The sequence below is a fragment of the Ignatzschineria sp. 22MB058224 genome (assembly GCF_058188435.1).
In genome coordinates this window covers 276,177-296,451 of the sequence record NZ_CP187366.1, presented here as the reverse complement: position 1 = coordinate 296,451, position 20,275 = coordinate 276,177, and the positions used below count along the sequence as shown (strand labels likewise).

Sequence of the window (20,275 nt, the reverse complement as noted above, 5' to 3'; positions counted from 1 at the left end):
CTATCGATCTTTAGGATCGAGCGCATCACGAAGCCCATCCCCAATAAAGTTAAAACAAAATAGCGTAATAATAAGAAACAAAGCTGGGAAAATTAGTAACCACGGCGCAACTTCCATTGAGTTCGCGCCATCCGCCAATAGCGCCCCCCAACTACTCATCGGCTCTTGAACCCCTAAACCTAAGAAACTCAAGAAGGATTCAAACAGAATCATACTCGGCACTAATAAAGATGCATACACGACAACAACACCAAGAACATTCGGCACTATATGACGAAAGATGATCGATCCTGTTGAGACGCCCGATACTTTTGCCGCTTCGATAAATTCTCGATTTTTAAGACTCAACGTTTGCCCACGTACAATCCTTGCCATATCAAGCCATGACACCATGCCAATGGCAAAGAAGATCAAAAAAAGATTCTGCCCGAAAAAAGTTACCAACAGGATGACAAAAAACATAAAAGGAAAGGAGTTCAGTATCTCCAATACACGCATCATCATGGAATCGATCGTTCCGCCGACGTAGCCTGAGATCGATCCGTAAAATGTTCCCATTAATACCGCAACCAACGCTGCTGAAATCCCCACTAATAGCGAAATTCTTCCACCTACCGCAATTCGTACAAAAATATCACGACCATTCGAATCTGTTCCCAAGAAATGCCCTGATTCAAAATCGGGCGGACTTGTCATCATTCCCCAATCAGTATGATCATAACTATATTCTGAAATCAGAGGTGCGAAGATCACAAATAGTGCAATGAGCCCTAATAAAAATAGGCTCGTCATAGCTGCTCGATTTCGCATAAAACGGCGACGTGCATCTTGCCATAGGCTGCGCCCTTCAATATTTAAATTTTCTGAAAAACTTTCAACAACTTCAATATTTTCTTGATTGACAATTTTCATTTCATCCTCCTAATAACGAATCTTCGGATCGATGACCGCATAGAGGATATCAACAATCATATTGAATAAAATTGTTAAACTTCCGACTAAAATCGTTACACCTAATACTGTTGAATAATCTCGGTTTAATGCGCCATCCACAAACAGCGTACCAATTCCTGGTAATGAATAAATTCGTTCAATCACTAAAGAACCAGTAATAATTCCCACAAAAGCTGGTCCTAAATAAGAAAGAACAGGTAAAAATGCTGGACGTAATGCATGCTTAAGAATGATACGATGCATTGGTAAACCTTTTGCTTTTGCCGTTCGAATGAAATTGGAATTAAGAACTTCAATCATGGAACTTCGCATAATCCGAGAAATACTTGCAATATATGCAAGCGATAAGGCAATTACCGGTAAAATCATATATTGGATTTTACCACCATACCAACCACCCGCAGGTAACCAATGTAACATGATCGCAAAAATCAATACCAAAAGTGGCGCTACAACAAAACTCGGAATCACAACACCAGTCATCGCAAAACTCATTACAAAATAATCCCAAAAGCTATTTTGCTTAAGGGCAGCAGCAACACCCGCAATCGTTCCCAAAATTAGCGCAACAATAAAAGCAGATACGCCTAATTTTGCAGATACCGGAAAATGGGTTGCAATAAGACCATTCACTGTATGATCTCGATATTTAAAAGAGGGACCAAAATCTCCGTGAAATAGTAATTGTTTGAGATAATCAAAATATTGCTCATAAAGCGGAGCATTGAGATTATACTTCGCTTCAATATTTGCAAGTACTTCTGGCGGTAACATTCTATCACCGGTAAATGGGCTTCCCGGCGCTAAACGCATCATGAAAAATGAGATGGTAATTAATACCAACAGTGTGGGGATTGCCTCCAATACCCGTCGCAAAATAAACCTTATCATGCTCTTTCCTTTGTTTTATAAGCTACTCTTATAGGTAGCTTTTATTTTTTAATCACTTTTGAGTGTATCAAGCGATCTTACATCGAACAATGTTAGTTCATTAGAATTAGATATAAGACATCTATTCGTTAAATTCAAACTTTTGTCTGATAATTAATATATGAATAAAAATAACGAATAAAATTTATAAATAAAATTTAGAAATGAAATTTTAGGAATATAATATAAAACACATATTTGTTTTCCTAAAACAGAAAAAAGAGTTTGATTAACAATCATCAAACTCTTTTCATTAAAAATAAACGACTAAATCAGATAAGGCTTTCGCTCTTGCTTATTACACATCTCGAACAAGGTGTAAATATTGAATGTATCGCTCATACTGATTAAGAATATCATTGATTATTTGTTCTAATGAATAACTTAGCAGATCATAATCTTGGCTCCCTTCTATAAGATGCACTTCAGCTCGGTAATATTTTTCCGTTTTAGACTTCGAACGTAAAAGATTTAGTGCAAAATTTGGTTTTTCATATCCCGTAACTTTTACACGATAACGAAATGGCGGCTCATCGGCCATCAATACACGCAACTGAATCGCATCGAACTCGTCAGTCGTCTCGAGCTCTACTGACAATCCTTTCTCTTCAAATGATTTATAAACCTCATTCATCGCAACATACACTGTTTGCTTCATAAAAGTCCTGACCGTATTGCGTGAGGGGAAATGCATTGTTTTTGAAATTCGTGCACGCCACGATGCTGTGGGTGCTAAAACATCTTCTTCAGAATTTACCAACATCGGTGGAAGCGTATGTTGTAAGCTCTCCTGCCGGCGGCCTTCCAAATAGAGAGCTCGGTATAATCCAAGCATCAAAATCAATAGCAAAAATGAGAATGGTAAAGACATTAAAACCACCGCTGACTTCAGTGATTCAACACTTCCTGCAAGCAGTAATCCTAAAGTTGTTAATGCAATGATGATTCCCCAAAAAACACGCAGACGCTTAGGGCCATCTTCCTCGGCCGATCCATTTTCACAACTTAAATTCGATAGCACAACTGTACTGGAATCGCCCGAGGTTATAAAAAAAACAAATCCAATCACAACACAAAGCCCAACAATAACGTTGGTCATTGGGTAAGACTCTAACAACTCAAAAAATGAGGCGGCAGGCGAACTAACAGCGAGCTCCGCTAAAGTAATAGAACCACTATTTAGCACCTGTTCAATAGCACTATTTCCAAAAATAGATAACCATGCCAAAGTAAAACCTAATGGGATAAAAAGCACTCCTAAAACAAACTCCCGAATCGTACGTCCTCTTGAGATCCGTGCAATAAACATCCCTACAAATGGAGACCATGAAATCCACCATGCCCAATAAAAGATGGTCCAATCAGCAAGCCAGCTACTCGGTTCTTCGTGTGCATAAAGATCGAAACTCTTTGGAATCACTACGGCTAAGTAATCACCGAGATTTTGAACCAGTAGATTCAATAAGCGCAGTGTGGGCCCTGAAAAAAGAATAAAAAGTAAAAATAAAAAGGCTAATAAAATATTGATATCCGATAGATACTTAATCCCTTTATTCACGCCCGAAATCGCTACTAAAATGGCTAATCCCATCATCACACCTATCAAAAGTGATTGTACATAAGGATCATTCATAGGAATCCCAAAGAGGTGTGTTAAACCCGCATTTAAGAATAACACCCCAAATCCCATATCTGTCGAGAGCCCAGCAACTGTTGCTGTAATCGCAAAAATCTCGACAGTATGCCCTATTCCTCCGTAAATACGATTACCGATAAAGGGATAAAGCCCAGATCGCATCGTTAAGGGCAATCGATGTCTAAATGCAAAATAAGCAAGAACCATCCCCACTAAGGCGAAGATGGACCAACCATGAAATCCCCAATGTAAAAAAACTGTTTGCATTGCTTGCTTCGATGCTGCCTGCGTCAAAGGATCTTCTAAAGCCCCAGGGGGTAATAAGAGATGTGTTAAAGGCTCTGAAACGCTAAAAAACAACAAAGTGATACCTATACCGGCGGAAAAGAGCATTCCGGCCCAAGAGAGATAACTAAACTCAGGCTTATCATGATCTCGACCTAAACGGATTTTTCCATACTTTGATACCGCAACGCCCGCGACAAAGAGAAGATAAATTGTCACAACAAGCATGTAATACCAAGCAATACTATTTGATGCCCACGCTTGAGCCTGAAGAAAAAGTCGTTCGCTTGCATCAGGATTCAAGATTACAATGAGATCAAAAAAAAGGATGACTAATGCCGAAATAATTAAAACTGGCTTACTAATGGTCATTTTTTTAGCAGATAATGGTTCACTACCAAATTGCTCATTGCTTAAATTTTGATCATCTTTTATTTCCAAATTCCCTGTTCTTTTAATATTCACTGCCACAACAAAACTCTCCTTTTAAGCCAGTTTCAATGCATTATTAAAGGATATCAATACATTACTTTATTTAACGTTATATAAGCCATAAGCATAGCGAGTAAGATTTGAATGTCCAATTTTTATCTGTAATCCTTCAAAAGGTTTTGTTAGGATGTAGAAGTAGTAAATATTTTTTAGAGAGTCTAAATTTTGTTATATGCAGTTTTTAGATTACTTTTTTGCGTGGATTTTAATATCCTACAATTCTGGTAACTACACGCCAATATTCTTGATCAATGTAAATATCGTTACTATTGATCACATCTTTTAAAGTCTCTTTAATTCTCACTTCAAAGAAGGAAAAGCGATACATGTCGAATTACCCAACCATCGGACAATTTATCAACGGACAAACGGTACATAACCCACATGCGGAGTTATTCAATACAATTAATCCTGCCACTGAACAAGTGATTGCTCAAATAGAACAAGCAACAGAAAAAGAGATAAATGCTGCGGTTGAATCTGCGATTCAGGGTCAAAAAATTTGGGCAAGTTATACCGCGGTTCAGCGTAGTAGAATTATTCTGAAAGCTGTGGATATTCTCCGTGAACGCAACCTAGAGCTTGCAAAGTTAGAGACCCTTGATACAGGTAAACCCCTATCAGAAACCGAGAGTGTCGATATTGAAACGGGGGCTGATGTACTTGAGTACTATGCTGGGCTCGCTGATGCAATTGAAGGCACGCAACTACCGCTTCGTGAGGATTCCTTTTTCTATACACGCCGAGAGCCTTTGGGCGTTGTAGCTGGTATCGGTGCATGGAATTATCCTATTCAAATCGCAATGTGGAAAGCCGCTCCTGCTTTAATCAGTGGCAATGCAATGATTTTTAAGCCAAGTGAAGTGACCCCATTAACGGCAATGAAACTCGCAGAAATATTGCTCGAAGCAGGTGTGCCAGCAGGTGTATTTAACATTGTTCAAGGGGATTATCGTGTTGGACAAGCACTCGCTACCCATCCTGAAATTGCAAAAATCTCCTTTACGGGCAGCGTGCCAACAGGTAAAAAGGTCATGGCTGGCGCAAGTACAACACTCAAAGCTGTTACGATGGAGTTAGGTGGAAAGTCCCCCCTTATTATCTTTAAAGATGCTGATCTCGATCGTGCTGCAGATATTGCCATGATGGCTAATTTTTATAGCACAGGACAGGTTTGCACGAATGGAACTCGGGTTTTTATTCATGAGTCAATTAAAAAAACATTTGAAGAAAAACTCCTTGAACGTATCAAAGGTATCAAAATGGGAGACCCCCTTGATCCTAAAACTAATTTAGGCCCACTTGTAAGTGCAGCTCATTATCAAAAAGTTCTTCAATTTATCGAACTTGGAAAAAAAGAGGGTGCAACTCTGCTGACCGGTGGCACTGCCCCTGTTGAAAAAGGCTATTTTGTTGAGGCGACAATCTTTACAGACTGCCATGATGAGATGACTATTGTGAAAGAAGAGATCTTTGGACCGGTGATGTCTATTTTATCATTCAATGATGAAGATGAAGTCATTAAACGAGCAAATGCAACGGAATACGGATTAGCTGCCGGAATCGTCACCAATAATTTAACCCTAGCTCATAGAGTGATCCACAAACTCGAAGCAGGAATCTGTTGGATCAATACGTGGGGGGAATCAGCCGCTCAAATGCCGGTAGGTGGCTATAAAGCTTCTGGCATCGGCCGCGAAAATGGTCTCGAAACGCTCAATGCCTATACACAAACAAAATCTATTCAAATAGAGCTTGGAAACTTTGAATCTGTCTTCTAATCATCTGATGAAACTTCTTGTGAATCCCAATAAGCGTCGATATTCACGATTATTCCAATAATAGTGCGATCTATTATTTTTTAGATGATATGAGAAAAAAGGAATGCAATTATGAAACAAAATTATGATTATATTATTATCGGAGCAGGATCCGCTGGTAATGTCTTAGCTACCCGCCTTACTGAAGATAAGGATACAACCGTTTTACTATTAGAAGCAGGCCCTAAAGATTATCGCTTAGATTTTAGAACACAAATGCCGGCAGCATTAATGTATCCCTTGGGAGGTACGTTTTATAATTGGGCCTATCTAACTGATCCGGAACCTCATATGAATAATCGCCGTATGGAATGTGGTCGCGGAAAAGGTTTAGGGGGATCATCATTAATCAATGGAATGTGTTACTTAAGAGGTAATGCGCTTGATTATGATAACTGGGCAAAAATGCCTGGGCTTGAAAACTGGAGCTATTTAGATTGTCTCCCTTACTTCAAAAAAGCAGAAAGCCGAGATATTGGACCAAATGATTATCACGGTGGTGATGGGCCTGTCTCTGTTACAACATCCAAACTTGACCAAAATAACCCGCTCTTTAGTGCGTTTATTGAAGCTGGTCAGCAAGCAGGCTACCCTAAAACTGATGATCTTAATGGTTACCAACAAGAAGGATTTGGCCCTATGGATCGTACAGTCACACCTAACGGCAGAAGAGCAGCAACAGGAAGAGGCTATCTTGATCAAACAAAGGATCGAGATAACATTACGATTCTAACAAGAGCCGTGACAGATAAAATTCTCTTTAACGGAAAAAGTGCAGTGGGTGTGGAATTCCTTCATGAAGGAAAAAGAAAAAAGGTCGCTGCCAATAAAGAAGTGATTCTTTCTGGTGGAGCGATTGCTTCTCCACAAATTTTACAACGCTCTGGCGTCGGTCCTAAATCACTACTCGATGAGTTCAATATTCCTGTTGTGCATGATTTACCGGGAGTTGGTGAAAACTTACAAGATCATTTAGAGATGTATATTCAATATGAGTGTAAAAAACCTATTACGCTTTACCCATCCCTTAAATTTTGGAATCAACCGCCCATTGGTATTGAGTGGTTATTAAAAGGTACCGGAATTGGAGCAAGTAATCACTTCGAAGCTGGCGGGTTTATTCGTACCGCTGAACACTTTGAATGGCCTAACCTCCAATATCATTTCCTTCCAATTGCCATCAATTATAATGGTACAAATCCTATTAAAACTCATGGCTTTCAGTTTCATGTAGGATCAATGCGCTCAAAAAGTCGTGGAAGAATTAGAATCACCTCATTAGACCCAAATGCGCATCCTAGCATCCTATTCAACTATATGTCTAACGAAGAGGATTGGCAAGAATTTAGAGCAGCAATCCGAATCACCAGAGAGATTGCTCAGCAACCTGCTTTTGACGAATTCCGAGGCAAAGAGATCTCACCAGGACCTCAATATCAAACTGATGAAGAGCTCGATGATTTTGTACGTAACTTTGCACAAACGGCTTATCACCCTAGTTGTAGTTGTAAAATGGGTGAAGATGAAATGTCCGTTGTTAATGCATATGGACAAGTTCATGGTGTGCAAAATTTACGAGTGGTTGATGCATCTATCATGCCAATTGTCACAACGGGCAATACCAATGCGCCAACTATTATGATCGCCGAGAAAATTGCAGATCATGTTCGTGGACGATCCCCTCTTGCAAAGGTGGATGTACCATACTACGTTGCTAATGGCGCGCCAACACATCAAGAGCCTATGCGAAAATTCGATCCAACCAAATTATAATACACGATGCTACCCATTATAATGGCCCTTTACTAATATAAGGGCCATTTTTTTATTGTAAAAACGGTTTATAGTTCCGTATTAAAATGATTACTTTCAATCCACTCTTTTCGCTCGTGTCGCTGATTTCTTGCTAATAATTTATCAAATACCGCAACTGGATTTTCCATGGATTGCTCATCTGTATGTTCAACAATAAGCATATCTTTTCCCTCAAAACTTGCGGCAATTTCTGTTGTATCGGTGACATTCTCATCAAGAGCTGGTGCAACGAGTTGTACCAAACGACGAGTATCGGCACTCATCGTCGTTTCACGTAATTGAATAGGGTTCATTTCACCAAGACCTTTAAAACGTGTGACTGATTTCTGTCCACGCGCTTTTTCATGTTTTTTCAAAATCGCTTCTTTCTCTTCCTCATCAAGCGCATAAAAAACATCTTTCCCAATGTCAATCCGATAAAGAGGAGGTAATGCAACAAAAACATGTCCTGCTGCAACTAATTTAGGAAAATGCTTTAAGAAAAGTGCACAGATAAGTGTTGCAATATGCAGTCCATCGGAATCCGCATCAGCTAAGATACAAATTTTGCCATAACGTAACTCGTCTAACTTCTCATCATTTGGATCAACACCAATTGCGATAGAAATATCATGAATTTCACTCGAAGCTAGAATTTCACTAGTGGGAACTTCCCAAGTATTAAGGATTTTACCGCGTAATGCCATAACTGCTTGCGTATCACGATCCCGTGCCTGCTTTGCAGATCCACCAGCAGAATCCCCTTCCACCAAAAAGAGTTCTGTTTCATTGACATCCGTACTTACGCAATCCGCCAATTTTCCTGGTAATTTAGGCCCTTGTGACACACGTTTACGCACAACTGCTTTCGAGCTTTTCAAACGTGCTTGTGCTGTTGAAATCACAAGTTCCGCAATGGCTTCAGCCTCTTCAACATGTTTATTTAGCCAAAGAAGGAAGTAATCCTTCACTGCACCATTCACCAGTCCTGCAATACTACGTGAACTCAAACGCTCTTTCGTTTGTCCTGAAAACTGCGCTTCTTGCATTTTAACTGACAAGAGGTAATTTAAATGAGCGAAGGTATCTTCCGGCGTAATACGAACACCGCGAGGAAGCAGACTTCGTTGTTCACAAAACTCCCGTAATGCTTCTGTTAACCCTGACTTTAAGCCATTTACATGTGTTCCGCCCAGCATGGTGGGTATGAGATTCACATAACTTTCAGTCATAAGCGGAGAACCTTCCTCACTCCAAGCAAGTCCCCAAAGAATCTCTTCCGTATCCGCTTTAAATTCACCAAAGATAATCTCTTTCGGTAGATAATCAATCTCTTTTAAATTATCGTAGAGATACTCTTCAACTCCGGATTCATAGCACCAAACCGAGACCATCTCTTCTTCTTTAGCCGTTTCATCAATAAGAGTGATTTTAAGACCGGCGCAAAGAATTGCTTTTGCTTTTAGTAGATCACACAATGCTTTCTTCGCAATCTTAGGTGTATCGAAGTATTTTTCATCTGGTAAAAAACGAATTTCCGTACCTGTTTCATTTTTTCCTGCGGTTCCAATAACTTCTAATTCGCTTGCCTTATACCCATCTTTAAAGGTAATACGGTGAATAGCACCATCACGATGAACAGTCACTTCTAATACTTTAGAAAGCGCATTCACAACTGACACTCCAACACCGTGGAGTCCACCCGCGAATTTATAATTTTCACTATTAAATTTACCTCCAGCGTGAAGAGTCGCAAGAATCAATTCTACTCCACTGACTCCATGTTCTGGATGAATATCAATAGGCATCCCACGGCCATCATCCTTTACGCCAAGCATACCATCTTTATAAAGAGTGACAGTAATCTCCTTTGCATGTCCGGCTAATGCCTCATCGACAGAGTTATCAATAACTTCTTGCAGAATATGATTTGGGCGACTGGTATCAGTATACATGCCCGGACGCTTACGAACAGGATCTAACCCCGAAAGAACTTCAATAGATCTTGACGTATAAAATTTATCACTCATATTTCTCACTCTTTTATTAAAAATCGTCGCTATATTATTTTTTTAAAAAATAGATGGCTATCGGTAAAATATTTGTTAAGGATTTTAACATATTGAGTAAAAACCCTTATCTCTATTTCTAAAGGGACTTTCTTATCCCTCTTGGTCATAACAGAGATTATAGAGATCAACAACGAGGCTACGAATCGTTTCAGCAAGTAGATAGCCATTTGATTGCGCTACGGCGTTTTGATCATCACTTAAATCTAATCGTTCTTGAAATTGATCAAGATAACGCATTCTTTTTAAAACGAAATCCTCTCCTAAAGAGAAAGTCACGATATCTTCATATGAAAGTCCTAACTTCGTGACATTCCAACCCTCTTCTATATTGAGGGCAATCTCTTTAGAATCAAGTGGAATACCACGATAACGAGCAACCCCACCGTCCTCTTTAGAGAGCTCTTTCATCTCAACTTCATCAAGGAAACCAAACTTTTCAGAAGGAAGACCATTTTTTACCCAATCTGTCATCAAAAGTGACATTTCAACTTGTGGTGCATAGCCTACAACCGGCAACGACCCTAAACTTTTTCGTAAAACCGCTGTCATTAGAGACGCTTTTTTTTCACTAGTTGCATCAATGACTAACCAATTTTTAGATTTATCAATATATGCCATCATAGAGCTCTGCTCGGGATAAACCTTTGCGATGAATTCTGCCGTCATCGCCTCTTCAAGTTCTTTATAACGCGAACGATTTAAAATATCGATGTTATGTTCTCTAGCCCGCTTTTCTACGGCTGTCTGAATTGCGCGCCGTGGAAGTTTCTTTAACTCCATACCTAAACGAATAAAATAAGCATCATTGATCTCTTCAACCAAATTTTCTCCTTGCGAAAATGCTGGCAACCAACCATATGTTTCAAGCTCATCAGCGCCACAATCTCGTAATGGATATTCTGCCAGATGTGCTTCTAAATCAAGCGCACTCATCTCAATTGGCTCATCAAATTTATAAATTAAAATATTTTTAAATGGTCTCATAATCGCGAGAACTCCTTTAATATAAAAAGGGGAATCATCTCCCCCTTTCTGAAAAATACGATTTCCCCTAACAAATGGCTTTCTATTATCTAAAAGCTACTTATTCATCCTCATTACGCACCAGTAGTGCCATCGATTCTACATGTGCTGTATGTGGAAACATATCCATAACGCCTGCCGACACCAAGGTATAAGGATATTCTTTCGTTAAAACCGCTAAATCACGAGCAAGCGTTGCTGGATGACAAGAGACATAGAGAATTTTTTCTGGCGCTAGCTTTCCAAGATAAGGCATCATTTCAATTGCTCCCGAACGCGGTGGGTCAATTAAAACAACATCATATTTTTGATTCATCCATGGTGCACTATTTTGATCTTGCGTCAAATCCGCACAATGAAACTGAGCATTCGTAATATTATTAAAGGAAGCATTTCGTCCGGCCCAATCTGTTAAGCTCTTATCACCTTCAACGCCTATCACTTCTGCCGCTTGTGTTGCTAATGCTAAAGTAAAATTTCCTAGACCACAAAAGAGATCAAGCACTCTCTCATTCCCTTTTAAGGCTAAAAGATCCAATGCTTGCCTCACCATTTTATTATTCATCGCCGGGTTTACCTGCGTAAAATGATATGGTTTAAAATAGAGTGTAAGTTCATCAAGCAAACGATAATAGAGGGCCTGATCAGATGCACCACGTTCACTTAAAGCGGTTGTTGTCGCTTCATTTCCCGGTTGTAAGTAAATAATAAGATCATGTTCAATCTCAAAGGCTTTTAAGAGATCTAAGTCTTCTGCAGTAGGTTCTTCTAAAACACGAAAACTTAATGCATGCGCATCATCACCCACAGCAACTTCAATTTGTGGCAATTTAGAAGCAATCGAGAGCTTGCCAATCATTTCTGATAAAGGATCTATTAAAGCATCAATTTTTTGTTCTAAAATCGGACACTGATGCATATCAACGATAAACGGCGTTAATCGTTCACGAAAACCAACAAGTACCCGTTCTTTTGCCGGAACATGTTTCACACCTAAGCGGGCTTTATAACGATAATGCTTTGATTCACCACGAAGATTTGGCAAATGATTATAATCTGTCAAATCTGCTTGACGAGCAAGATTTGAACGTAATTGTTCTGCTTTAAAATCAATCTGACGATCAGCATCTAAGTGTTGTAAGCGGCATCCACCACAAGTGCCATAAACAGCGCAAAAAGGCTCTACTCGATCAGGTGATGCGACAACTACTTCGATCGCTTGTGCTTCATCATACTCTTTTTTAACTTTGGTATATTGAGCAACTATTTGCTCTTCTGGGAGTGCCCCATCGACAAAAACAACTTTTTCATCAACTTTAGCAACACCACGACCATCATGGGCTAAATCACGAATGGTAACTGTAATGGGTTCAGCGGGAACTCGATTACGACGTCCGCGTCTATGGTTTCTACTCACAACGACCTCTATTGATAATTTTTTCGTGATAGAAGTTTATCACAGAGCGATCTAAAGGCGAAAATGAACCATGATTTTTTAAATAACGTAAAATAGGCAAAGGTCAATCATTCAACTGTCTTAAATGATTTATATGAATAAATATTTCAAAAGGTTCTAATGGCAGATTCTAATACCCAAATATTTCCTTGCACTAGTTGTGGTGCGTGTTGTAAATATCTTCATCTAGCAGAAGAGCTAAAAGCGTTTGATCGAGGTGATGGCGTGTGTAAACATCTTAATGAAACCAACAATCGTTGTGGAATCTATAATCATCGCCCCGATATATGTAATATACATCTGCAGTATCAACTTCAATACTCATCCACACCATGGCCAGAGTTTGTCAAAGAAAACCTTCAAATTTGTGAAATACTTCAACTCGATCAAAAAGCTAAACAACAATCTGACTCATAAATATAATTAATTGTTTATAGACTCTTTTTTAAACTTTTTCAAATCACATTACAACCTAGTATTTATTTGAAATAGGTGGAAGATAACAAAACGCCCAATAACCAATAGGTATTGGGCGTTCTAAAAAATGAGTCTCTTATCGCAATAACCTAAGTTTTAATTAGCTTTTTCTGCCTCACTAAGATCATTCATACTTAAACGCAAGTTTTGACCAATACGAAACGTCACAACTCGACGCGCACTAATTGGAATCTCTTCCCCAGTTTTAGGGTTTCGTCCTGGACGTTCAGATTTATCACGTAATTCAAAACTACCAAACCCTGATAATTTCACCGCTCGCCCAGATGCTAACGCATCACTAATTTCTGTGAAGAAATCCTCTACAAATTGTTTGGTATCTTCACGAGAAATATTCGTATTGTGATAGAGATTTTCCGTAATCGCGGCTTTCGTTAAAGTAGACATCTATAACTCCTTTACATTGATATAACTATCTGTCTGATCTATCTATTTTCGTAGAGAGACCCCAATAGTTTCTAAATCAACCAAGATCTCTGCTACAACCTGCTCTACTTCCGCATCTTTGAGGTTTTCCTCTCGATTTTGGAAAGTTAAGCTAAATGCCATATTTTTCGATGCTTCTTCATCACCACTAACTTTAGGAGAATAGATATCAAAAAGGTTAACATTAATAAGATATTTACGAGAACGACCTTCACCATACATCGTATCGATCACTTCTTGTGTTGTAACATGCGTTGGGACTACCAATGCTAAGTCACGTTTTGACACAGGAAAACGAGAAAGCTCTTTAAACTTCGGAGTTTCAGATTGTGAAAGTTGCTCATAATTCAACTCAAACACAAAAACATCACGATTTAAATCTAAAGCTTTAACAACACTAGGATGTAATTTCCCTAAATATCCAATTATTTGACCATTTGATAACGCTATATCTGCCCTTTGTCCTGGGTGAAGAATCTCACGTTCTGAAGGTACAAACCGATAATCCTTCCGTCCTGTACGTTTCAAAAGCGCTTCTACATCACCTTTTAAATCAAAAAAGTCGACCGCTCTTGCTGCAACACCCCATTGAAGTGCTGATGCCGTTCCACAAATGGCGCCGGCAATATGCAACTCTTGAACTACATTATCAAGTGTTCCATTGTAAGTGCGGCCTGACTCAAAAAAGCGTAGTCGAGTTTGTTGACGTTTCAGATTATGATCCATTGCGCCTAGCACTCCCGGCAAAAGAGTTGTTCTCATTACCGATAGATCACTAGAGATAGGATTTTTTAGTGCAATTGCTTCTTTATTTGGATCAAGAATGGCTTGCCAAGTTGGACTTGTAAAGCTCATCTCAATCACTTCAAAATAGCCACGACTGACTAAAATCTGTTTAAAGTCTGAAAGGCTTACTTTGGACTCAGGAACTTTTGCCATACGAATCTGAGAAAGCATTTCAAAGGAAACAGGTACTTCATCATAACCATTAATACGGGCAACTTCTTCAATCAGATCTTCCTCTATTTCAAGGTCAAAACGATATGAAGGAGGAACAAGTACTAAATAGTCATTGTGAATTTCTGTCACATCTCCTACTCGACTTAACAGCATATTTATATCATGATTCGTAAATTTTTGTCCAATTATTTGATTAACTTTACAAAACCTGACTTTGATTGGGTTTCTTTGGGGCAACTTATCTTCACTTACAGCGCGAGTAACGACACCTGATTTACCACCTGCATACTGTTTAATTAAGGCAGTTGCATATTCGATCGCTTGATCTGCCAGTTTAAAATCCACCCCACGCTCATACCGATGTGAAGAATCTGTATGTAAACCATAGTTACGTGCTTTTCCTGCAATTGTAATGGGATTAAACCACGCAGCTTCTAAGAAAAGGGTTGTTGTTGAGTCATCGCATGCACTCTCATCACCTCCCATAATTCCTGCGATTGCGAGAACTTTTTTATCATCTGCAATCACTAATGTATCGTCTTTTAAAGTAATCGTATCTTCATTAATCAATTTTAATGATTCACCATTATTAGCACGACGAACATTGATGGAACCTTCGATTTTTGCCAAATCGAAAGCATGTAAGGGCTGCCCCGTTTCGAGCAAAACATAATTCGTAATATCCACTAAAATACCATGAGGACGAATTCCACAACGGCGTAACCTTTCTTCCATCCAAAGTGGTGTTTTAGCCGTTGGATTAACATTTTCAATTACTCGACCTAAATATTTCGGGCAATCAATCACATTTTCAACGGTTACTTGCAGCGATTTATCACTTTCAATTTCAGTAGCTTCAACAACAAATTCTTTAACCTCTTCCCCCGTCAAAGCCGCGACATCACGCGCAACACCAATAATACTTAGGCAATCACCTCGATTAGGCGTTAAATCAATCTCAATAACAGTGTCATCAAGTTGAAACAGCTCGCGGAAATCGGCACCCACTTCTAATGAACCATCAAGGATCATTAATCCTGATGCATCATCATTTAATCCTAATTCTTTTGCGGAACAAAGCATACCCGATGAAGCGACACCTCGTAGCTTTGCATCTTTAATTTTAAAATCTCCCGGAAGCACTGCACCGACTAACGCGGTTGGCACTGTTACTCCAACTGCAACATTTGGAGCACCACAGACGATCTGAATTAGCTCACCTTTACCAACATCTACTTGCGCAACACGAAGTCTATCCGCATCAGGATGCTGAGCTAATTCAACCACCTTCCCGATAACAACACCAGAGAAAGCTGGAGCAGCAAGCTCATTTCCTTCTACTTCTAATCCCGCCATTGTCAGACGGTCTGTGAGATTATCAGGAATTTTCGCGACCCATTCTTTTAACCAAGAAACTGAAATTTTCATAATATCTTTACCTAACCGTCGTTTATCTAAATTGTGTCAAGAAATTCATATCATTTTCATAATATAAACGTAGATCATTCACGCTATACCGGAGCATTGCCAAACGCTCAACCCCCATACCAAATGCATAGCCTTGAAATTTTTCTGGATCAATATTGACGGATTTTAAAACATTAGGATGCACCATTCCACAACCTAACACTTCTAACCACCCTGTGTTTTTACAGACGCGACAACCATCACCATTACAAATAACACATTCAATATCCACCTCTGCTGATGGCTCAGTAAATGGGAAAAATGAGGGGCGGAATCGCAACTTAAGATCTTTTTCAAAGAACTTTTGCATAAACTCTGTCAAAATGCCTTTAAGATCTGCAAAGGTGACATTTTTATTCACAACTAAACCTTCTACTTGATGGAACATTGGACTATGTGTCACATCTGAGTCGCTACGATATACACGACCATAACCAATCATTTGAATAGGTGGCTGCTGCTCTTGCATGACATGAATTTGAGTATTGGAAGTATGGGTTCTAAGAAGCATATGTTCATCAAAATAAAATGTATCGAACATTGCTCTTGCAGGATGGTGTTCTGGAATATTAAGTGCTTCAAAGTTATAGAAATCACTCTCAATTTCTGGCCCTTCAACAATCTCAAATCCAACAGATGAAAAGAACTGATGAATACGCATCATTGTACGTGTAATGGGATGCAAGGCACCAATTTCAGTTTCTCTTCCTGGTTGAGTAATATCGACGGTTTCTGTCATTAATTGACGATTCAATTCAGCTGCTTCAAGAGACGATTTTTTCTGCTCTAATGCTGACATTACTTGATTTCGTACCTCGTTAATCTCTGCACCTCGTGCTTTACGCGCATCTGGATCGAGCTTCCCGAGTTCGGCCATTAAACCACTAATTTGCCCTTTTTTTCCGAAATACGTTACACGCACTTCATCAATGGCTTGCAAAGTATCTGCTTTAGAAACGGCCTCTAACGCAGCTTGAAGAATTGTCTCTAGACTCATAATTCATCTACCTACATATCTGTTATCAATAAAAAAAGGAAAAGAGCATCGATTGCCGCTTTTCCTTTTTAATTCTTATGCTCTTATTACTTGTATAAGTATATTAAGAGAGATTTATGCTAATGCTGATTTAGCACGTTCTGCTAATGCTCCAAATGCATTAATATCATGAACAGCCATATCTGCTAGCACTTTACGGTCAATTTGGATTTCTGCTTTTTTCAAACCGTTAATGAAACGGCTATAAGAAAGACCAAACTCACGCGCTGCAGCATTAATACGAACAATCCAAAGAGAACGGAAGTCTCTTTTGCGTTGACGACGGTCACGATATGCATATTGACCTGCTTTATAAACTGCTTGGGTTGCTGTACGGATAGAACGCGAACGCGCACCGTAATAACCTTTCGCCTTTTTTAAGATCTTTTTGTGACGCGCTTTTGTTGTTGTTCCGCGTTTAACTCTTGCCATTTTTCTATTCTCCTAATAATAACTTATGCGTGTGGTAACAATTGTGCGATTTGCTTATGATCTGCTTTAGAGATCACAGCTTCCCCACGAAGATGTCTTTTACGCTTAGTTGTTTTTTTAGTAAGAATATGGCTACGAAACGCACATTGACGTTTGAAGCTACCACTTGCGCTTTTACGAAAACGCTTTTTAGCACCACTATGTGTTTTTAATTTTGGCATTTTAATCCACTCGCATTTCTATAATATTAATAAAATTGTCTACTTACTCTTTAGCTTGAGTTTTGACAGGAGCGAGTACCATAGTCATTTGACGGCCTTCCATTTTTGGACGCTGTTCAACGACACCATACTCTTTCAAGTCTTGCTCGACACGAAGAAGTAGATCCATACCGAGATCTTGGTGAGCCATTTCACGACCTCTAAAACGAAGTGTAACTTTGCCCTTATCACCATCTTTCAGGAAACGTATCAGGTTGCGTAGTTTTACCTGATAATCACCCTCATCCGTCGAAGGACGGAATTTGATCTCTTTCACTTGAATTTGTTTCTGTTTCTTTTTAGCCTCATCAGCCTTTTTGCGTTGTTCATAACGGAATTTTCCGTAATTCATAATACGACAAACCGGTGGTCTAGCTGTTGGAGATACTTCAACAAGATCAAGCCCGTCATTGTATGCTAAATCTAACGCTTCATCAAGGGGAACAATTCCTTTTTGTTCTCCATCAGCTGTAATAAGGCGTACTTCTTTCACCGAAATTTTATCGTTGATTCGGTGTTCATATTGATTACTAATAGTAATGTCTCCTATAGTTAGTGAATCGTTATATTCATAAATATTAAATTTAAATATAAATTTTTAATTACTGAGTTGTCAATACGTTATTTTACAACTCTTTTTGAAGAAGTTCGATAAATTCGTCAATTTTCATCGTACCAAGGTCTTTCCCTTCACGAGTTCGTACCGCTACTTTTCCTTCTTCCATCTCTCGATGACCTAAAACAATAATGTAGGGAATACGTGAAATAGTCGCCTCACGAACTTTATATCCGATTTTTTCATTACGGAGATCTAACTTCACACGAAAATTTTGCGCTTTGAGTTTTCTTTCGATCTCACAAGCATACTCATTTTGTTGATCTGTAATTGTTAAGATTGAAACTTGTTCTGGAGCTAACCACAGAGGAAATGAGCCCGCATGGTGCTCAATCAAAATTCCAATAAAGCGCTCAAACGATCCTAAAATTGCACGATGAAGCATTACTGGTCGCTTACGAGTATTATCTTCATCAACAAATTCAGCATCTAAGCGTTCTGGGAGAACAAAGTCCAATTGAATAGTCCCGACCTGCCACGAACGACCGATTGCATCTTTAATATGATATTCCACTTTTGGACCATAGAAAGCTCCTTCACCTGGTAATTCTTCCCATTCAATACCCGCACTACTTAAAGCAGAACGAAGTCCTGATTCTGCTAAATCCCAAACACGATCTTCTCCAGCTCGTTGTTCTGGTCGTAACGATAGCTTCACACTCACATCCATGAATCCAAAGTGATCATAAACACTCATTGCAAAACGGTGGAAGCGTTCAACCTCCCCTACTACCTGATCTTCGCGACAGAAGATATGTGCGTCATCTTGCACAAAACCACGAACACGCATTAAGCCATGAAGCGCGCCTGAAGGCTCATTACGGTGACACGAGCCAAATTCAGCTAATCGCATCGGAAGATCGCGGTATGAATGTAAACCATTATTAAATACTTCAATATGACATGGGCAATTCATCGGTTTAATCGCATAATCACGATTTTCTGATGATGTCGTAAACATATTTTCTTTATAGTTATCCCAATGTCCTGAACGCTCCCAAAGCGTACGATCCATTACTAATGGTGTACGAATCTCTTGATAGCCTTCTTCTTTTTGACGTCGACGCATATATTGTTCGACTGCCTGCCAAATCGTCCAACCTTTTGGATGCCAAAAAACCATTCCAGGCGCTTCTTCTTGCAGATGAAATAAATTTTGAGCCCTACCAATACGTCGATGATCACGCTTTTCAGCTTCTTCAACACGCTCTAAATGCTCTTTCAGTAATTTCTCTGAGGGGAAAGCAACAGCATAAATGCGAGTAAGCATCTTGTTATTAGAATCCCCGCGCCAATATGCACCCGCAACATTGGTTAATGTAAAAGCTAATTTACCACGGTTCGTCGTTGGTGTATGTGGTCCACGACAAAGATCCATAAAGATATCTTCACCATTGTTACCTTGACGATAGAGTGAAATCTCTTGCTGATCTTCCGGTGCTCTTTCAATAATATCAGCTTTATAAATTTCTCCTTTTGCAAGGAAATAATCGATCGCTTTTTGGCGTGGCCACATCTCACGGGTGACCTCAAGATCTTCCTTCAAAATTTCTTTCATGCGAGCTTCAATTTGAGGAAGTTTCTCAGGATCGATCGGTTCCACAAAATCAACGTCGTAATAAAAACCATTTTCAATCGTTGGTCCAATTGCTAATTTTGCATCAGGATAGAGGTCTTTTACCGCTCTAGCCAATACTTGTGCCGCCAAAGTGTGTCTTGCAACATCAAGGCCCGCATCATCTTTAACGGTCAAAACTTTAAAGTCTACATCTTGTGTAATCGTATGGCTTAAATCTTTCTCTTCACCATCGACAACAATTGCAACCGCAGCTTTTGCTAAACCAGGTCCGATACTATTTACAATATCAAATCCTGTAACCGCACCTTCATACTCTCTTTTACTGCCATCTGGCAAAGTAATAACGGGCATTGACTTTTAACTCCTTAAAAACGACAAAATAACTCTTAAACGGCTTATTATAGACTATCTTTTCTGCCAATATCATAAAATATTCGCTGTGAGAAATGAAAATACCTTAGTAAATGTTGACATAGGCAAACTTCTTTTCATTCTTCTACTACATATTTTTTTTAAAATAGAATAGAATAGTGCAATATTTA

General features: G+C 39.1%; 16 protein-coding genes. 3 read left to right on the top strand and 13 right to left on the bottom strand.

All coding sequences use genetic code 11. The features are described from left to right. From oppC to betT, 3 genes are all read right to left on the bottom strand, one after another. Positions 1–912: an oligopeptide ABC transporter permease OppC gene (gene oppC, locus ACPF7B_RS01095; RefSeq protein ID WP_490505795.1), complete on the bottom strand. Its 912-nt coding sequence runs from the start codon at positions 910–912 to the stop codon at positions 1–3. A 9-nt stretch (positions 913–921) separates the two neighbouring features. After that, entirely contained in the window at positions 922–1,845 is a 924-nt protein-coding gene (gene oppB, locus ACPF7B_RS01090; protein WP_490505794.1) for an oligopeptide ABC transporter permease OppB, read from the bottom strand. A gap of 337 nt (positions 1,846–2,182) precedes the next feature. Beyond that, positions 2,183–4,177, bottom strand: coding sequence for a choline BCCT transporter BetT (gene betT, locus ACPF7B_RS01085; RefSeq protein ID WP_490506477.1), 1,995 nt, complete (start codon positions 4,175–4,177; stop codon positions 2,183–2,185). Positions 4,178–4,623: 446 nt separating this feature from the next. Here betT and betB point away from each other — a divergent pair, with 446 nt between their 5' ends. Together betB and betA are read left to right on the top strand one after the other, a co-directional pair. Continuing rightward, positions 4,624–6,078: a betaine-aldehyde dehydrogenase gene (betB, locus tag ACPF7B_RS01080; RefSeq protein WP_490505793.1), complete on the top strand. Its 1,455-nt coding sequence runs from the start codon at positions 4,624–4,626 to the stop codon at positions 6,076–6,078. Positions 6,079–6,189: 111 nt separating this feature from the next. Continuing rightward, complete coding sequence (gene betA / locus ACPF7B_RS01075; RefSeq protein ID WP_490505792.1) at positions 6,190–7,890, top strand: choline dehydrogenase; 1,701 nt, start codon at positions 6,190–6,192, stop codon at positions 7,888–7,890. 68 nt (positions 7,891–7,958) lie between these two features. Here the strand turns inward: betA and parE are convergent, their stop codons facing one another. From parE to rlmD, 3 genes are all read right to left on the bottom strand, one after another. Then, a complete protein-coding gene (gene parE / locus ACPF7B_RS01070) occupies positions 7,959–9,941 on the bottom strand; it encodes a DNA topoisomerase IV subunit B (RefSeq protein WP_490505791.1) in 1,983 nt (660 codons plus the stop codon). A 132-nt stretch (positions 9,942–10,073) separates the two neighbouring features. Continuing rightward, positions 10,074–10,967, bottom strand: coding sequence for a recombination-associated protein RdgC (gene rdgC, locus ACPF7B_RS01065; protein WP_490505790.1), 894 nt, complete (start codon positions 10,965–10,967; stop codon positions 10,074–10,076). A gap of 100 nt (positions 10,968–11,067) precedes the next feature. Continuing rightward, positions 11,068–12,423, bottom strand: coding sequence for a 23S rRNA (uracil(1939)-C(5))-methyltransferase RlmD (gene rlmD, locus ACPF7B_RS01060; RefSeq protein WP_490505789.1), 1,356 nt, complete (start codon positions 12,421–12,423; stop codon positions 11,068–11,070). Between the two features lie 159 nt (positions 12,424–12,582). Between rlmD and ACPF7B_RS01055 the strand changes: the two genes are divergently transcribed. Continuing rightward, on the top strand, positions 12,583–12,879 hold the full coding sequence (locus ACPF7B_RS01055) for a YkgJ family cysteine cluster protein (RefSeq protein WP_490505788.1): 297 nt from the start codon (positions 12,583–12,585) through the stop codon (positions 12,877–12,879). A 156-nt stretch (positions 12,880–13,035) separates the two neighbouring features. Here the strand turns inward: ACPF7B_RS01055 and ACPF7B_RS01050 are convergent, their stop codons facing one another. The 7 genes from ACPF7B_RS01050 to thrS form a co-directional block, all read right to left on the bottom strand. Continuing rightward, positions 13,036–13,344, bottom strand: a complete 309-nt coding sequence (locus ACPF7B_RS01050) for an integration host factor subunit alpha (RefSeq protein ID WP_490505787.1) — start codon at positions 13,342–13,344, stop codon at positions 13,036–13,038. Positions 13,345–13,386: 42 nt separating this feature from the next. Beyond that, positions 13,387–15,771, bottom strand: coding sequence for a phenylalanine--tRNA ligase subunit beta (gene pheT / locus ACPF7B_RS01045; RefSeq protein WP_490505786.1), 2,385 nt, complete (start codon positions 15,769–15,771; stop codon positions 13,387–13,389). 22 nt (positions 15,772–15,793) lie between these two features. Continuing rightward, on the bottom strand, positions 15,794–16,807 hold the full coding sequence (gene pheS / locus ACPF7B_RS01040; RefSeq protein ID WP_490505785.1) for a phenylalanine--tRNA ligase subunit alpha: 1,014 nt from the start codon (positions 16,805–16,807) through the stop codon (positions 15,794–15,796). Between the two features lie 114 nt (positions 16,808–16,921). Next, entirely contained in the window at positions 16,922–17,278 is a 357-nt protein-coding gene (rplT, locus tag ACPF7B_RS01035) for a 50S ribosomal protein L20 (protein ID WP_026879638.1), read from the bottom strand. Between the two features lie 23 nt (positions 17,279–17,301). Beyond that, positions 17,302–17,499, bottom strand: coding sequence for a 50S ribosomal protein L35 (rpmI, locus tag ACPF7B_RS01030; protein WP_109189729.1), 198 nt, complete (start codon positions 17,497–17,499; stop codon positions 17,302–17,304). A gap of 43 nt (positions 17,500–17,542) precedes the next feature. After that, positions 17,543–18,079 carry a translation initiation factor IF-3 gene (infC, locus tag ACPF7B_RS01025; protein ID WP_490506476.1) on the bottom strand — a complete coding sequence of 179 codons (537 nt, stop codon included), beginning with the start codon at positions 18,077–18,079 and terminating at the stop codon, positions 17,543–17,545. A gap of 85 nt (positions 18,080–18,164) precedes the next feature. Beyond that, complete coding sequence (gene thrS / locus ACPF7B_RS01020) at positions 18,165–20,084, bottom strand: threonine--tRNA ligase (RefSeq protein WP_490505784.1); 1,920 nt, start codon at positions 20,082–20,084, stop codon at positions 18,165–18,167. Positions 20,085–20,275: the final 191 nt, after the last annotated feature.

Bases quoted from the DNA above. Each gene is read 5' to 3' on its own strand.
- rpmI (WP_109189729.1), bottom strand. From the start codon at position 17,499: ATGCCAAAATTAAAAACACATAGTGGTGCTAAAAAGCGTTTTCGTAAA.
- pheT (WP_490505786.1), bottom strand. From the start codon at position 15,771: ATGAAAATTTCAGTTTCTTGGTTAAAAGAATGGGTCGCGAAAATTCCT.
- pheS (WP_490505785.1), bottom strand. From the start codon at position 16,807: ATGAGTCTAGAGACAATTCTTCAAGCTGCGTTAGAGGCCGTTTCTAAA.
- betA (WP_490505792.1), top strand. From the start codon at position 6,190: ATGAAACAAAATTATGATTATATTATTATCGGAGCAGGATCCGCTGGT.
- rdgC (WP_490505790.1), bottom strand. From the start codon at position 10,967: ATGAGACCATTTAAAAATATTTTAATTTATAAATTTGATGAGCCAATT.
- parE (WP_490505791.1), bottom strand. From the start codon at position 9,941: ATGAGTGATAAATTTTATACGTCAAGATCTATTGAAGTTCTTTCGGGG.
- betT (WP_490506477.1), bottom strand. From the start codon at position 4,177: ATGACCATTAGTAAGCCAGTTTTAATTATTTCGGCATTAGTCATCCTT.
- thrS (WP_490505784.1), bottom strand. From the start codon at position 20,084: ATGCCCGTTATTACTTTGCCAGATGGCAGTAAAAGAGAGTATGAAGGT.
- betB (WP_490505793.1), top strand. From the start codon at position 4,624: ATGTCGAATTACCCAACCATCGGACAATTTATCAACGGACAAACGGTA.
- oppB (WP_490505794.1), bottom strand. From the start codon at position 1,845: ATGATAAGGTTTATTTTGCGACGGGTATTGGAGGCAATCCCCACACTG.
- ACPF7B_RS01050 (WP_490505787.1), bottom strand. From the start codon at position 13,344: ATGTCTACTTTAACGAAAGCCGCGATTACGGAAAATCTCTATCACAAT.
- ACPF7B_RS01055 (WP_490505788.1), top strand. From the start codon at position 12,583: ATGGCAGATTCTAATACCCAAATATTTCCTTGCACTAGTTGTGGTGCG.
- rplT (WP_026879638.1), bottom strand. From the start codon at position 17,278: ATGGCAAGAGTTAAACGCGGAACAACAACAAAAGCGCGTCACAAAAAG.
- oppC (WP_490505795.1), bottom strand. From the start codon at position 912: ATGAAAATTGTCAATCAAGAAAATATTGAAGTTGTTGAAAGTTTTTCA.